The sequence below is a fragment of the Ralstonia sp. 1B3 genome (assembly GCF_036631435.1).
In genome coordinates this window covers 1-13966 of the sequence record NZ_JAPNUG010000016.1, presented here as the reverse complement: position 1 = coordinate 13966, position 13966 = coordinate 1, and the positions used below count along the sequence as shown (strand labels likewise).

Genomic DNA, 13966 nt, shown 5'->3' with positions numbered 1-13966 from the left:
GCCCCGCAACGCGGGGCTTTTTCTTATGAGCCTGAACAAGCTACCCGTGATACCCGATGTGCGGCAGCCCCGCACCATCGTCAAAGTGGGCGGCGAACGTGTCGCCGCGTGTGTGAGCTGGTCGGTCCTGAGCAATTCGTACGAGCAGGCGGATACGTTCCAGGTCACGTTCGCAACAGCTGCCTTGCCGCCAGATCGCGATGCGAACTGGTTTTCCGGTCAGCCTGAATTGCTGGTCGAGATCTTCGCCGGCTTTCCGTTGAACCCCGTGCAGTACGACGAGGCCAACCTTGAAAGCCTCATCTATGGCCGTGTCGACACCGTCGAACTGGATCCGGTTTCGGCTCAACTCACGCTGAGCGGCCGCGATCTGACTGCGCTGTTTATCGATGAAAAGGTGACGTTGCAGTTTCAGAACATGACGGCATCGAAAGTGGCTGAAAAACTGGCGGCCGCACACGGCTTGCAGGCCATCGGCCCGGAGACGAAGCGGCCGATCGGCAAGTCTTACGCGCACGACAACGTCAGCCTGACGGCGCAACGCACGGAGTGGGACCTTCTGGCCGCGTTGGCGCGTGAGGAGGACTTCCTCTGCGCGGTGAGTGGCAAGACGCTCTACTTCGGGCCTCGCTTGCAAGGGCCCGCGTTGCCCTACGAGTTTCGATGGACGATCGGGGAGAAAGGTAACCCGGCCGCCAACGTGTCGAGCTTGCAATTGTTGCGTGATCTGACGGTTGCCAAGGGCGTGACGGTGGAGGCGCGTTCCTGGAATGCGAAGCAAGGCAAGAAGTTCACGGCCCGCTACAGCAACGCGCCTGGCGGTGGCAAAGGTCAAAAGCCGACCCACACGGTGGAGCGCAACGGGCTCGACCAAGCCGGAGTCAAGCGCCTGGCCAGGCAGAAGTACGACGAAGTCGCACAGCACGAAATGAAGCTGCGCGCCCGCCTACCCGCAGACCATCTTCTGACGACCAACGACACGCTCCGCCTGACCGGCACCGGCACGAACTTCGATCAGGACTACCTCATCGACAGCGTCACACGCACCATGAGCCTGACCGATGGCTATGTGATGGAGGTGTCGGCCAAGAACATCAACAAGGACACGAGCCAATGATCCAACAGCTTCGCAACCAGATGGTGCTCGCCGCGATGATGGCGCAGTCGAATCGCGCAGAGAACCGCATGGGCATCGTCACTAGCTACGACCCGGGGACGGCCTCTGCGCGTGTACGCCTCCAACCTGAAGACCCCGCCGACCCAGCGCGCTCGCTGACCGGCTGGATGCCCGTTGCCACTGCCTGGGTCGGCAATGGCTGGGGCATCGATGCGCCGGTCAGCCCGGGCGATCAGGTGGAGGTGCAGTTCGTGGGCGGCGACATCGAGAACGGCGTCATCTGTGCACGCCTGTTCAGCGACCTGGCGCGGCCTACAGGTGCGCAGTCTGGCGAGTTCTTCCTGACACATGCATCGGGCTCCAGGCTGCAGTTCCACAACGACGGCACGGTCACGCTCATCAGTTCGGGCACGCTCGTCAGCCAGGCGCCGCAGTGGAACCACACGGGGCCTGTGCAGATCGACGGTGCGCTGTTGGTCACGCAAACCATCACGGGTCAGGCGGGCATGGCCGTCTCGGGCAACAACGGCACGGGCAACTCGATGAGCATCAGCGGCAATACGCAGTTCAGCGGCCAGGTGTCGGCGAATGGCCATCGCATCGACGACACGCATCGCCATATCGGGGTGCAGCCCGGGTCCGGCAATACAGGGAGCGTGGCATGACGCAACAACTTCTGAGCGATGTGAACCACTGGGTGGGCGATGACATCGCTGTGTCGCCCACCGGCGACCTTGGTCTCGCCAGTGCAGACCTGCGGACGCAGCAGCGCATCGTGCGGCGCCTAGTCACCAATCCGGGTGACTACATCTTCCACACCGACTACGGCGCAGGCCTGCCGCAGAAGATCGGCGAGACGCTCGACGTGCCGGCGCTGCGCGGCTTGATCCGCTCGCAAATTCTGCAGGAAGCCGGGGTGGCGCAGGACCCAGAGCCGCGGGTTGACGTCACGGCCATCGCTGGCGGTGTGAGTGTGCGCATTCTGTACAGCAGCGCAGTCACGCGTGAGCCGGTGTCTCTTCAATTCAATGTGAGCAAGTGATATGTCCATTCAGACGCAAGACTGGGTGACGCTCGTGCGCAACCAAGTGGCCGCCATCCAGGGCTACGCCAAGGTGCTGGTCGACCTGACCGTCGGATCGGTGCTGCGCGCCGTCGTTGAGGCCAACGCAGCGGTCACGGTATGGCTGCAAGGGTTGATCCTGCAGGTGCTGGCAATCACCCGGGCGGCAACCTCAAGCGGTTCCGATCTCGATACGTGGATGGCCGATTTCGGTTTGACACGCCTGGCCGCGGTGCCGGCCACGGGAAGTGTCACGTTCTCGCGCTTCACGGTCACGCAGCAGTGGTGGTGCCGCTCACGGCTGTGGTACAGACGGGCGACGGCACGCAGCAGTTCAACGTGGTGGTCGATACGACCAACCCTGCCTACAGCGCCACGCTGGGCGGCTATGTGATTGCAGCCGGTACGGCGAGTGTAAATGTGCCGGTGCAAGCTGTGACGCCCGGTGCGGCGGGCAATGCGGTGGCGGGGGCGGTGTCGACGATCGTCGGCGCGATCTCCGGAGTGGACACCGTCAGCAATGCAGCGACGTTCGTGAATGGGGCGGATGCTGAGCCTGACACCGCGTTCCGTTCGCGCTTCATTGCTTACGTAGCGAGCCTGTCAAAAGCCACGAAAACGGCCATCGGCTCGGCCATCGCCAGCGTCAAGCAGGGGTTGACGTACGTGATCCTGGAAAACCAGACCTATGCCGGGTTGCCGCAGAACGGGACTTTCATCGTGATCGTGGATGACGGCACGGGGGCGCCCACGTCTACGTTGCTCGCCAGCGTGAGCAACGCCGTGGATGCCGTGCGGCCGGTGACCAGCACGTTCTATGTGTATGGGCCCGTCGTCGTGAACGCGACGGTCTCCATGAGCATTACAACCGCCGCAGGCTACACGCACCAGGCGATCACGGCGCAGGTGCAGGCGGCGCTGCTGAACTACATCAACAGCCTGCCGTTGGGTGCGGCGTTGACGTATTCACGACTGGCGCAGGTGGCGTATGACGCGTCGCCGGCCGTCACCAACGTCACGAATACGCTGCTCAACGGCAGCACGGCAGACCTGCCGGCCACGAGCCTGCAGGTCATCAAAACCACGGCCAACTCGATCACGGTGACGTAATGGCAACCGGTGACCAACAAGACATCTTCGCGCGCATACGCGGGTATCTGCCGCGCTGGTTTGGCGATGCGGCGCAGTCGCCGATCATCAACGGGTTGCTGCAGGGCCTGGCTTACAGCGGTGCCTACGTCTACAGCCTGTATGCCTATGCGAAGCAGCAGACGCGCATCCTGACCGCCTCCGATGGCTGGCTCGACATGATTGCGGCGGATTTCTTCGGCCTGTCGATCAAGCGCAGGGCCGGGCAGTCCGACGCATCGTTTCGCGCCAACATCGTCGCCAACCTGTTTCGTGAACGCGGCACGCGCAACGCGATCATCCGCGTGCTGACCGATCTGACCGGGCGCGCGCCGACCATCATCGAACCGAGCCGACCCGCAGACTGCGGCGCTTACGATGCGCCGAACAGCGGCTACGGCATGGCGGGTGCGTACGGGCAGGTCTCGCTCACGTATCAGGCCTTTGTGCAGGCGTATCGGCCGCTAGGCAGCGGCATCCCCAACGTGGCCGGCTACAGCATCGTCACCACCGGCTACAGCGCGCCGTCGCAGGGCGAATACGTTGACGCGTCGATGAGCAGCAACACCGTGTCGGACGCTGACATCTACGCCGCCATCGAATCGGTGCGGCCCGCGGCCTCGATCATCTGGACGCGCATCAGCTCCTAGGTGCGCACATACGCTTTCCCAACCACCGACAGCCCGGCACTACGCCGGGTTTTTTCTTTTGGAGAACAGTCTTGGATCGTCAGATCGTCTACAGCGGCCAGGTGCCGCAAACCACGGACCTGCTGAACACGAACCGGCAGACCATGATCGCGCTGGCAAAGCTCTGCGCCGATCTGTTCGGCACATCCACCGTCATCTCGGGTCTGGGCTGCGTGCCCACCACGCCCACATCGATGAGCGTAACCGTCAACCCGGGGCAGATCTACCAGCTCGCGAATGTGGACGGTACGCCGTACAGCGCGCTGCCGCAAGATGCTGCGCACAGCCTCCTGAAGCAGGGCATCCTGATGGACGCGCAGTCCTTTGTCCTCTCGGCGCCGGCCACGTCGGGCTATAGCCAGAACTACCTCATCCAGGCGGCCTATCTTGAGAGCGACGTCAACAACGTCGTGCTGCCGTACTACAACAGCGCGAATCCATCGCAAGCGTTCAACGGGCCGGGCGGCAGTGGCAATGCGCAACCGACCACGCGGGCGGGGCAAGTGTCGTTGCAGCTCGTGGCCGGCACCGCCGCAGCCACCGGCACGCAGACGACGCCTGCGGTGACGGCCGGCTATGTTGGTCTGGCGGTCGTCACGGTGGCCAACGGCCAGAGCACGATCACCAACGCCAGCATCGTCCCGTATCCGAACGCGCCAACGGCACCGACGGGCGGCTTTCTTGCGGCCATTGGTGAGCGATATTCCAGCATTCAGAACGTCGCCATATCGAGCACGCTCAGCACGGCGGCGCTCGGCGCACTGGTGAACGTCACGGCCACTGGCCAGACCGTCACGTTGCCCCCGCATCGAACTGCCCCAACGGCACGAGCATCTGCGTGACGTACATGCAGGCGAGCGGTTCGACGACCGTCACGCGCAATGGCACCGATACGCTGGCGTTCGGCCAAGGCAGCAGCGCAAACAGCCTCACGCTCAATCCGGGCGAGGCGGTGCAGTTTGTGTCGGATGGTGTGGGTGGTTGGGTGAGTGCCAGCAAAGCGCCAAGCTTCGATTTGGGCAATGGTTTCGATTTCGCTACCGCTGTTCAGGGAGGAACAGCAAACGCCCTATACACCCCAAACATCTCCAAATCTAAGGGCGTGTATTTGATCTTCCCCTACAACACTGGTTGGACGCTCTCAAACGCTGCAGGCTCTTACTTCATGACGGCGTTCGGAGAATTCGTGTCTGGGAGCGGTACCTGCACATCCATCAACATTCAACAGTCGGGTGCGATGTCCTACGACCAGTCTCCGTTGGTCTTGCGGATTACAAGCGGAACAGCAACCGTGCGGTTTGGGCTTAAGAACAACGGTAGTACTCCCGCCGGGCAAGGAACTGTCACGATTACTCCCGGTAGCAACGGAATGGCGTTCACTTCATATAGGATTGCATAATCATGGAAAGCATTTACATGGAAATGCCCTTGCTTGGGCTCTTGGTAAATGGAGTCTACGCACGTGGGGATGCCGTGCCCAACGACCGTGATAACCCGGTCTGGCGGGAGTATCTTGAATTCCTGAAGCGCGGCGGCGAGCCACTGCCTTTTGATCCAACTATGGAATGGACGGATGGTCGATGGGTCGAAAATCGGGCAAGAAAGGCGGAACGATTTGCAACGCTTAAGTCTGCGCAAATCGAGAAGATGCGCATCGCTTGTGAAACCGCGTTGGTAGCTGGTTTCATTTCTTCGGCATTGGGTAGTGCTCGCACGTACCCGTCACAGGATGCTGATCAGCGCAATTTCCTCAATGCGGCGCTCGGTGCCGAAGGTCAGTCCCCGAGTTGGTCTACACCGCTGTGGTCCAGCGATGAAGAAGGTTGGTCGTTGACTGATCACACCGCCGCACAAGTCCAGCAGGTCAACGCGGACTGGCTGGCTCACCGCGTCGCTGCGCAGCAGAAGTACGCCGACCTGATCGCAAGGATCAACGCTGCAACCAGCATTGCAGAGGTGCAGGCCATCGACTGGTAAGCACATCCATCTCAGCAACACAGCCCGCCTTTGCGCGGGCTTTTTCATTTCCGGGAGACACCATGTCAGAACCCATTACCAGCACCGCCGCAGCGGGGTTGCCGGTGCGGCGGCCTTCAAGGCGCTTGGCGGGTTCGCAGCCGTGGCCGGTGCTGCGACTGTGCTCGCCACCATCGTCGTCATGGTCATGACGTTGCCGCGCGCTCGCGGCGAGTGGGCGGTTGCGCTGATCTCGACCGTCATCGCCAGCCTCGGCGGCGGCGCCACCGTCATCCAGTACTTCGGAGTGGCGCATTGGATCGGCTCGGCCAACGGCGCCATGGCGCTCGGCGGCGTCTATTTCGTCTGCGGTCTGCCCGGCTGGGCGTTTGTGCGCTGGGTCTTCAACTTCATCAACAAGCGGCGCGATGCCGACCTCGCCGAGGTCGTCGACGACGTGCGCGAATCCCTGCATAAGGCAAACCATGGCTGAACCGCTTCTGACCGCGGCGCAACTGCGCGTCGTCATGCCCAACGCCGGCGGGCGCGCCGATGTGTTCGCCCCCATCCTGGCAGACGTGTTGCTCTTCCGACAGATCAACACGCCCGCACGCATCGCCGCGTTCCTCGCCCAGGTCGGGCACGAATCGGGACAACTGCGTTACGTGCGCGAACTGTGGGGGCCGACACCTGCGCAGCGCGGCTATGAAGGGCGCTCCGATCTCGGCAACACGCAACCCGGCGACGGCAAGCGCTATCTCGGGCGCGGCCTCATTCAGATCACCGGACGCGCCAACTACCGTGCCTGCGGCATCGCGTTGGGCCTCGACCTGGAAGCGCAGCCCGAGCTGCTCGAGACGCCCGCGCACGCCACGGCATCGGCCGCGTGGTTCTGGCTGACCAACGGGCTCAACCGCTTTGCAGATCAGGACACCGACGCCGCATTTGTGCAGCTGACGCGCCGTATCAATGGCGGCACGAATGGCCTGGATGATCGGCGCGCGCTGTGGTTGCGCGCTCGCGCTGTGCTGACTGGAGGGACTACGTGATGAGCCTGCTCGACCCGCGCTTCTGGGCCGGCGCCTTCCTGGCGCTGGTGCTCACCTTTGGTCTCGGCTATGGGGCTGGCGATCTGCATCGGCTTCGGGCCGAGCGATCCCACGCGTTGCAAGCCAAGGTGGCCGCAGCGCAAACCGAAACGCGCCAGGCCAACGTCAGCGCCCAGGTGATTGATCAGGCCGCTCAAGCTCAGACGCGCATCCAGACCGTCTTCCGAGACCGCATCCTTTACCGAGACCGTGAGGTGCCCCATGAAATCGTTGTGCACGACGATGCTGCTTGCCGCATCCCTGGCCGTTTTGTCGGCATGTGGAACTCCGCCAACCGCGCCGAGCTTCCCACCGCCGCCGGCCTCCTTGATGAAGCCGCCAGTGGCGTTGTCCTCTCTGACGTTGAAGCCCAGCACGAGCGCGAGGCCGAAGCTTTCCACAGCAACGCTCGGCAACTGAAAGACTTGCAGGATTGGGTGACTCAGCAGCAGGAGGCCGCCAAGCCTCAATAGAGAATAGAGAAGCGACCGAGCTTGCTGCGCCCGGTCAGGCTCAATCAATCGATGATGTCCGCGCAGGCGTCGGTGGGTGCGGCCGCCACATGTCCGACCAGCGGCACCATCTTCAGGCCCGCCGATGCCACGCGGCACGGCGCGGCCACCACACCGCAGCCGGAAATGCATGCAGCACCAAGCAGGGACACAGCGAGCAGAAGGCGTTTCATCGTGGGCGAGTTCGAAAGCGAATGCCGCGCAGTGTGACACAGAGTCCTTCGCCAACCTGTGCGCGTTTGTATCGGGAAATGACAATCTGTGCGCGTTCCAAAACCATGATGCGATGCGTCAGAACGCAACAATGCGACGCGTTCGAAGACCGCACAACGCTGACTTTAGGCGAAAAAGTCACATCCTCGGTTTGCGCAAATCGAACCGCCAGTCGTTGCTGCAGGCCGCAAAGCCACTGTTGATGCGGGTTTTCCCGTAATTTCACAAATCGCAACAATAAATTGTCTGTCGCGACATTTATTGTCTGAGCATGCTCGCCTACGATGGCTTCATCGAATGCGGCGCCGCAGCGAAAAAGAAGATCCAGGAAACGCCCGGATCACCTGCCCGACGCGCTGCGCCCATCTGGAGAAGACATCATGAAAGCCCAACGCACCCTGATCGCTGCCCTGATCGCCCTGGCAAGTGTGCCGGCCCTGGCAGCAGCCAAGTTCGACGTGTACACGCAAGGCGCCGCGCAAGTCGGCCAACGCTTCGACGTGTATTCGGATGGCGCCAAGGTTGGCGACAAGTTCGACCCGTACACGCAAGGCGCAAAGGTCGGCGACAAGTTCGATCCGTACACCCAAGGTGCCAAGGCTGGTAGCAAGTTCGACCCGTACACCGAAGGCGCCCTGGCCCGTGTCGGCAAGTTCGATACCTATACCGAAGGCGCCAAGGCTGGCAGCAAGTTCGACCCGTACACCGAAGGTGCGCTGGCCCGCGCAGGCAAGTTCGACACCTACACCGAGGGTGCCAAGGCCGGTAGCAAGTTTGATCCTTACACCGAAGGCGCCGTGGCCTGAGCCCGGTTTCTTCCGCAAGAACGCCCGCACACAGCGGGCGTTTTTATTTGCGTCACCGGAAAGCGCAATGATTGCGAACTGAGTCGCCCTTGCTGCGTCTCACTCTCATCGCAACCAGGAAGCCATGATGATCTCGTTTACGTCGTCCAAACCGCTCCCACCTGTGCCTGGCGCTGGCTGCGGCCGCCATGCTGGCCGGCTGCGCGACCGTCACCCCGGGCCCATTCCAGATCACCGTGCGTGATGCCGATGACACCGTGCTGGAGCAATTCCAGTTCCAGGCCGGCTCGCAGGGGTCGCTCGAGACCGCCATGATCGGCATGTGCCGCGTGTATCCGGATGCCACCGTTATCGCGGAGCAGCTCTCAACGCACGAGCGTCTGCAGGAGCGCTGCAAGCGCTCGTTCGCTTCCATGCTCTCGGCGTCCTGATGCGGCGCTGAAGCGGCTACCATGTCGCCTCATCGGCTGGCGTTGCCGGCCTTGTGTGAACACCCCCGAGGCACGCACCTGAGGCGCATGTGAACCCGCAAGACAAGTCTTCCGAGATTTCCCAGCTTTCCCGCTTCGCTGCAACGCGGCCGCGTCTGCTGTCTGCGTTCGCGCTGGGCGCCGTCGCGGTCGCCGTCGTACCGGCGCATGGTTGGCTCGCGCGCCTGCTGCTCGGCTGGGACATCGCCGTGTGGGCGTACCTGATCCTGATCACGGTGATGATGTTGCGCGCCGATCCGCACCGCATCCGCGCCGTTGCCCGCCGTGAAGACGAGCGCGCTTCTGCGGTGCTGGCGGTGGTCTGCCTCGGCGTGGTGGCCAGCATGGTGGCCATTGCGTTTGAACTGGCCACAGCCAAGTCGGCGGGGCATGCGCAGACGTCGCACTATGTGTTTACCGGCATCACGGTATTGGGAGCGTGGCTCATGGTGCCGATGATGTTCACGGTGCACTACGCGCATTTGTATTACCGGGCGCCGCACGAGCCGCCGCTGCGGTTTCCCGATGATCAGCTCGAGCCTGATTACTGGGATTTCCTCTACTTCTCCTTTACGATCGCGGTCGCCAGCCAGACGGCCGATGTCAGCATCCGTTCGGGCGCCATGCGGCGGGCGGTGCTGGGGCAATCGCTGCTGTCGTTCTTCTTCAATACGAGCATCCTCGCGCTCTCCATCAACATTGCTGCCGGCCTGTTTTCATGACGATGCTGCCCCCGAGCTTCCCCCAACGCACACGCGCGCACCATCAACGCTGTCAGCTACGTGCTGGTGGCGGCCATGATCGCGGCCGTGTTGTGGCTGCATTTGCTGCCGGCCGCCATTGCCGGCTTTCTTGTGTATGCGTTGGCACGCAAGCTCGAGGCACGCCTGCGTGAGCGCCGCACGCTGTCTCTGCGCGCAAAGGCGATTGCGGTGATCTGCGTGTTTGTGATCGCCGCGCTCATTCTTGCCGGACTCGGCATCGGGATCGGCCGCCTGGTCGAGCACGGACATGGGCTCGAAGGCATGCTCACGCGCATTGCCGACGTGCTCGACAACCTGCGCGAATCGCTACCGGCAGCGGTGGTCAATTACGTGCCGCAGTCGGTGACCGAGCTGCGTGTGCAGCTGGTGCAGATGATCAAGGAGCACGGCCACCAGGTGTCGACGCTCGGGATCGACGGGTTGCGTGCCAGCGCGTTGATGCTGGTCGGGCTCATCCTTGGTGCAATGGTGGCCTGGTCAGATACGCTGGACCCTGAGCACCACAAGCCACTGGCTGCAGCATTGGTGAGCAGGCTGAGCCGGTTGACGGATGCGTTCGAGGCGGTGGTGTTTGCGCAGGTGAAGATCTCCGCGCTCAACACCGCGCTCGCCGCCATCTACCTGCTGGGCGCGCTGCCGCTGTTCGGGCAACACGTGCCGTATTCCAAATCGCTGATCCTGCTGACCTTTGTGGCGGGGCTGATCCCCGTGGCGGGCAACCTGATCTCCAACACGGCCATCGTGGTGATGAGCGTGACCGCCTCATTGGAGCTGGCGGTCGCATCGCTCATCTTCCTGGTGGTGGTGCACAAGCTGGAGTACTTCGTGAACGCGCGCATCATCGGCAGCCGCATCGATGCGCGCGCGTGGGAGCTTATCCTCGCGCTGATCGTGATGGAGGCGCTGTTCGGCGTGGGCGGCGTGATTGCCGCGCCTGTGCTGTACGCCTATATGAAGCGCGAGCTGACGGACGCCGAATTGATCGGCTGACGCGTTACGCGTTGATGTGCGGGGTGACCCGCCAGCGCCCCCGCGCTGACGGCATCGGCAGAAAAGAGCGCGCCCTACGGGACGAGGGGCGCGCAATAACTCGCTGACCGAGAGACGTCAGCGAGCCGAGGGTCGGTACACGGGGACGAAGCGGGCGGCGGGCGCGTGGCGTTGCCGGTGACATCCACGGCTTCGGACGTGACGAAGCAGCAGACGACCCGGTCGTCGAGCAGGGCCTGATAGAAAAGGTCTCCCATCGCGCGGCATAGCGTTCCCGTTAGCAGGATCATCATGGCTCCTCCCATGTCGGCCGATGTGCGGCATCGTCGATGCCGGTCATCGGTCCGGGTTGCGGATCGTCGGGCGTGTGAAGCGGCTCACGCATCGGATTCCGTCGGGCCGTCGGCACTGGCGCCTGATTGATGTTTTTGGCGTCGTGCTGCAGTCCATGCTGGCGAGTATAGAAAGCGTCTCCTGAGCGGCCATGCTCCGAACGGAGTAGCCCCGCGCGAGAAAACGGCTAACACGTTAGCTGCCTGCCAGGGCAAGCTGGGCAAGGGTTTGCGGGAAGATGCCGTGTGTTTTGGCGAAACCGGCGCGGCGTGGGGTGACGCTTCTGCCCCGACAATAAATTGTCCGGTTTGCGCTAATCGTTGTCGAATTTGCGGTAACACGCCTGCACCGTTTAGGCGCAAGATTGAGCGCTTCCTCGCCTCAACCTCGTGACCTCAAACATCATGCAAACCACCGCAAACGGCACGGCCGCTGCATCGGCGACGCCCGCCGCGCAGGCCGACAAGACCGGCTTTGGCGTGATCAGCGCCATCAGCTTCGCGCACTTCCTCAACGACATGATGCAGTCGTTGATCCTGGCGATCTATCCGCTGCTCAAGGGCAATTTCCACCTCGATTTTTCGCAGATCGGGCTGATCACGCTCACGTATCAGATCACCGCCTCGCTGCTGCAACCGATGGTCGGGCTGTATACCGACAAGCACCCGAAGCCGTATTCGCTGGCGGCGGGCATGGGCTTTACGCTGGTGGGGCTGGTGCTGCTGTCGGTGGCGCCCAACTTTGGCACGGTGCTGCTGGCGGCGGCGCTGGTAGGCACGGGCTCGTCGATCTTCCATCCGGAATCGTCGCGCGTGGCGCGTATGGCGTCGGGCGGACGTCATGGGCTGGCGCAGTCGCTGTTCCAGGTGGGCGGCAATGTGGGCAGCGCGATGGGTCCGCTGCTCGCGGCAATCATCATCATGCCGTATGGGCAGCACAGCCTGGCGTGGTTCTCGATCGCTGCGCTGATCGCCATCTTCGTGCTGTATCACGTGGGCGGCTGGTACAAGCGTGAACGCGCCGCAGGCCATGGCCGCAAGGCGGGTGGCCGTGCACATGCCGCGGTCAAGCTGTCGGGCGGGCAGGTCGCGTTTGCGATGACGCTGCTGGTCGTGCTGCTGTTCTCGAAGTACTTTTACCTCGCGAGCCTGAACAGCTATTACACGTTTTTCCTGATCACCAAGTTCCACCTGTCGGCGCAGACGTCGCAGCTGTTCCTGTTCCTCTTCCTGTTCTCGGTGGCGGTGGGCACGATCGTGGGTGGTCCGATTGGGGATCGCGTGGGCCGCAAGGTCGTGATCTGGGTGTCGATCCTCGGGGTGGCGCCGTTCACGTTGCTGTTGCCGTACGCCAACCTGTTCTGGACGGCTGTGCTGACGGTGATTATCGGGCTGGTGCTGGCCTCGGCGTTCTCGGCCATCCTCGTGTATGCGCAGGAGCTGATTCCCGGCAAGGTCGGGATGGTGTCGGGGCTGTTCTTCGGGTTTGCGTTCGGGCTGGGCGGCATCGGCGCTGCGGTGCTCGGCAAGCTGGCCGATGCAACCGACATCTACAACGTCTATCACCTGTGCTCGTTCCTGCCGCTCATCGGTTTGCTCACGGTGTTCCTGCCGGATATCGAACGCAAGCGCCAACAGGCGGCGTAACGCGACACACGTCGCACACGGATGCAGCGCGGCGGACGTCCCCTCCCGGACGATCCGCCGCTTTGCTTTCTGCTGTTGGGCGTTACTTCTCGACGGCGTGGGTCGGGCCCGGCCACACGCCGGTCATCTCGATTTCGCGCCGGCCGGTCAGCCATTGGCCGAGCGGGCTGGGCCAGCGGAACGAATAGTTGTCGCTGTTCACGACGCCCTGGAACTTCACGTCGACCTGGATATCGGTAGCGTTGAGCGGGATGTTCGCGACCGTTTTCGAGATGCCGCCGCTGAGCGAAAACTCATCGCTGCGCGGGCCTTGCGGCGTGTTGAAACGCAGCTTGATGTGCGTGACGTAGGTGCAGCCCGGCTTGTTGTTGAAGTAGATCTCGAAGCCGCCCAGGCGCGTGATCCAGTTCGGGATCAGCAGGTTGCCGTCGAACGACGCAAAGGTGTAGGCCACCGGAATGGGCGCGGGCGCCTGCTTGCCGGGCTCGAACGGCCACAGATGCTGGTCGACGCTCTTGGTCTGGTTGACCGACACGAACGAGCCCTTGCCCGTCGCGCTGCCGAGCATGTCATGCACAGCGCCCGCCGAGCCCGTGATCGAGAACGACGAGTTGTTGTCTTGCGAGCCCACGTTCAGTCCGCTGTTGGCCAGGATCACGCTGGTCACCACGCCGAAGCCCTGCGCGATGTTCCCGCCCGAACCCATGCTGACGGACTGCGCCTGCTCGGCGAGCCACCTGATCGTCTCGGGCCGGGTGAGCTGCGTGAGGTCGCTGATGTACGACTCCGAAGCAATGCCGAATTCCGAGGCGATCGATCCGACCGCCGAGAACTCCCATTTCACTTCCACGCCCGCGTTGATCTTGGTGCCGCTTTCAGGATCGGTGGCCGAGCCGTCGAGCTTGACGTTCGTCTCGGTGCGGTGGACGTTGTTGGTCGACAGCTTCCATTGATTCGGTACGGTGCGCGTGTTGATCGCCACGCCCGGCGTTTCCGGTTTGACGGGCGTGAAGTCGCCGGTGTCGGGCGACACAAAGCCGACGGCGCCGGGTTTGATGGTGGGGGCGAGCGTCCAGTTGCCCCAGTAAGCTGCGCGGCCGTTGCGGATGAGGTCGGTGAAGGCGCGATTCCATTGCATGGTTGCACTCCAGGCTTGAGGTTGTGCTGCGAGTCAGCAGGTTTGCGCGGTGG

21 protein-coding genes are annotated in these 13966 nt (G+C 62.9%); 18 read left to right on the top strand and 3 right to left on the bottom strand.

What is annotated here, in order from left to right; translation table 11 throughout:
- The first annotated feature begins 25 nt into the window (after nt 1-25).
- The 12 genes from OWR21_RS04365 (at nt 26) to OWR21_RS04310 (ending at nt 7514) form a co-directional block, all read left to right on the top strand.
- Nucleotides 26-1117 carry a phage late control D family protein gene (locus OWR21_RS04365; RefSeq protein ID WP_332394664.1) on the top strand — a complete coding sequence of 364 codons (1092 nt, stop codon included), beginning with the start codon at nt 26-28 and terminating at the stop codon, nt 1115-1117.
- A complete protein-coding gene (locus OWR21_RS04360; protein WP_332394663.1) occupies nt 1114-1782 on the top strand; it encodes a phage baseplate assembly protein V in 669 nt (222 codons plus the stop codon). The genes OWR21_RS04365 and OWR21_RS04360 overlap by 4 nt, the downstream gene beginning before the upstream one ends.
- Nucleotides 1779-2159 (top strand): phage tail protein, encoded by a 381-nt coding sequence (locus tag OWR21_RS04355; RefSeq protein ID WP_147215481.1) that lies wholly within the window; start codon nt 1779-1781, stop codon nt 2157-2159. The genes OWR21_RS04360 and OWR21_RS04355 overlap by 4 nt, the downstream gene beginning before the upstream one ends.
- A gap of 1 nt (nt 2160) precedes the next feature.
- A complete protein-coding gene (locus OWR21_RS04350) occupies nt 2161-2574 on the top strand; it encodes a hypothetical protein (protein ID WP_332394662.1) in 414 nt (137 codons plus the stop codon).
- A complete protein-coding gene (locus OWR21_RS04345) occupies nt 2469-3290 on the top strand; it encodes a baseplate J/gp47 family protein (RefSeq protein WP_332394661.1) in 822 nt (273 codons plus the stop codon). The genes OWR21_RS04350 and OWR21_RS04345 overlap by 106 nt, the downstream gene beginning before the upstream one ends.
- Nucleotides 3290-3958, top strand: a complete 669-nt coding sequence (locus tag OWR21_RS04340) for a hypothetical protein (RefSeq protein ID WP_332394660.1) — start codon at nt 3290-3292, stop codon at nt 3956-3958. Before OWR21_RS04345 ends, OWR21_RS04340 begins: the two co-directional genes overlap by 1 nt.
- 71 nt (nt 3959-4029) lie before the next feature.
- Complete coding sequence (locus OWR21_RS04335) at nt 4030-4839, top strand: hypothetical protein (protein ID WP_332394659.1); 810 nt, start codon at nt 4030-4032, stop codon at nt 4837-4839.
- Nucleotides 4836-5396 carry a hypothetical protein gene (locus OWR21_RS04330; RefSeq protein WP_332394658.1) on the top strand — a complete coding sequence of 187 codons (561 nt, stop codon included), beginning with the start codon at nt 4836-4838 and terminating at the stop codon, nt 5394-5396. Before OWR21_RS04335 ends, OWR21_RS04330 begins: the two co-directional genes overlap by 4 nt.
- 2 nt (nt 5397-5398) lie before the next feature.
- Entirely contained in the window at nt 5399-5974 is a 576-nt protein-coding gene (locus OWR21_RS04325) for a DUF4376 domain-containing protein (protein WP_316901107.1), read from the top strand.
- Between the two features lie 160 nt (nt 5975-6134).
- Nucleotides 6135-6446: a hypothetical protein gene (locus tag OWR21_RS04320; RefSeq protein WP_332394657.1), complete on the top strand. Its 312-nt coding sequence runs from the start codon at nt 6135-6137 to the stop codon at nt 6444-6446.
- Complete coding sequence (locus OWR21_RS04315) at nt 6439-7002, top strand: glycoside hydrolase family 19 protein (RefSeq protein WP_316901104.1); 564 nt, start codon at nt 6439-6441, stop codon at nt 7000-7002. Before OWR21_RS04320 ends, OWR21_RS04315 begins: the two co-directional genes overlap by 8 nt.
- Entirely contained in the window at nt 6999-7514 is a 516-nt protein-coding gene (locus tag OWR21_RS04310) for a hypothetical protein (RefSeq protein WP_332394656.1), read from the top strand. The genes OWR21_RS04315 and OWR21_RS04310 overlap by 4 nt, the downstream gene beginning before the upstream one ends.
- A gap of 44 nt (nt 7515-7558) precedes the next feature.
- Here the strand turns inward: OWR21_RS04310 and OWR21_RS04305 are convergent, their stop codons facing one another.
- Nucleotides 7559-7726 (bottom strand): DUF6726 family protein, encoded by a 168-nt coding sequence (locus tag OWR21_RS04305; protein WP_175402352.1) that lies wholly within the window; start codon nt 7724-7726, stop codon nt 7559-7561.
- A gap of 420 nt (nt 7727-8146) precedes the next feature.
- Here OWR21_RS04305 and OWR21_RS04300 point away from each other — a divergent pair, with 420 nt between their 5' ends.
- From OWR21_RS04300 to OWR21_RS04285, 4 genes are all read left to right on the top strand, one after another.
- Nucleotides 8147-8572: a hypothetical protein gene (locus OWR21_RS04300; protein ID WP_027679922.1), complete on the top strand. Its 426-nt coding sequence runs from the start codon at nt 8147-8149 to the stop codon at nt 8570-8572.
- 188 nt (nt 8573-8760) lie between these two features.
- Nucleotides 8761-9003, top strand: coding sequence for a hypothetical protein (locus OWR21_RS04295; protein WP_332394655.1), 243 nt, complete (start codon nt 8761-8763; stop codon nt 9001-9003).
- Nucleotides 9004-9092: 89 nt separating this feature from the next.
- The gene (locus OWR21_RS04290) at nt 9093-9764 is read left to right on the top strand and encodes a DUF1345 domain-containing protein (protein ID WP_081785375.1); all 672 of its coding nucleotides are present in this window, start codon (nt 9093-9095) and stop codon (nt 9762-9764) included.
- 75 nt (nt 9765-9839) lie between these two features.
- The gene (locus OWR21_RS04285) at nt 9840-10796 is read left to right on the top strand and encodes an AI-2E family transporter (protein WP_332394694.1); all 957 of its coding nucleotides are present in this window, start codon (nt 9840-9842) and stop codon (nt 10794-10796) included.
- Between the two features lie 74 nt (nt 10797-10870).
- Here OWR21_RS04285 and OWR21_RS04280 read toward each other — a convergent pair whose 3' ends face one another.
- Nucleotides 10871-11089 (bottom strand): hypothetical protein, encoded by a 219-nt coding sequence (locus OWR21_RS04280; protein ID WP_004631476.1) that lies wholly within the window; start codon nt 11087-11089, stop codon nt 10871-10873.
- Nucleotides 11090-11109: 20 nt separating this feature from the next.
- Here OWR21_RS04280 and OWR21_RS04275 point away from each other — a divergent pair, with 20 nt between their 5' ends.
- Both OWR21_RS04275 and OWR21_RS04270 read left to right on the top strand, forming a co-directional pair.
- Nucleotides 11110-11274: a hypothetical protein gene (locus OWR21_RS04275; protein ID WP_332394654.1), complete on the top strand. Its 165-nt coding sequence runs from the start codon at nt 11110-11112 to the stop codon at nt 11272-11274.
- Between the two features lie 259 nt (nt 11275-11533).
- Complete coding sequence (locus tag OWR21_RS04270) at nt 11534-12775, top strand: MFS transporter (RefSeq protein WP_332394653.1); 1242 nt, start codon at nt 11534-11536, stop codon at nt 12773-12775.
- An 82-nt stretch (nt 12776-12857) separates the two neighbouring features.
- Here the strand turns inward: OWR21_RS04270 and OWR21_RS04265 are convergent, their stop codons facing one another.
- Nucleotides 12858-13913, bottom strand: a complete 1056-nt coding sequence (locus OWR21_RS04265; protein WP_147215462.1) for a hypothetical protein — start codon at nt 13911-13913, stop codon at nt 12858-12860.
- Nucleotides 13914-13966 lie beyond the last annotated feature (53 nt).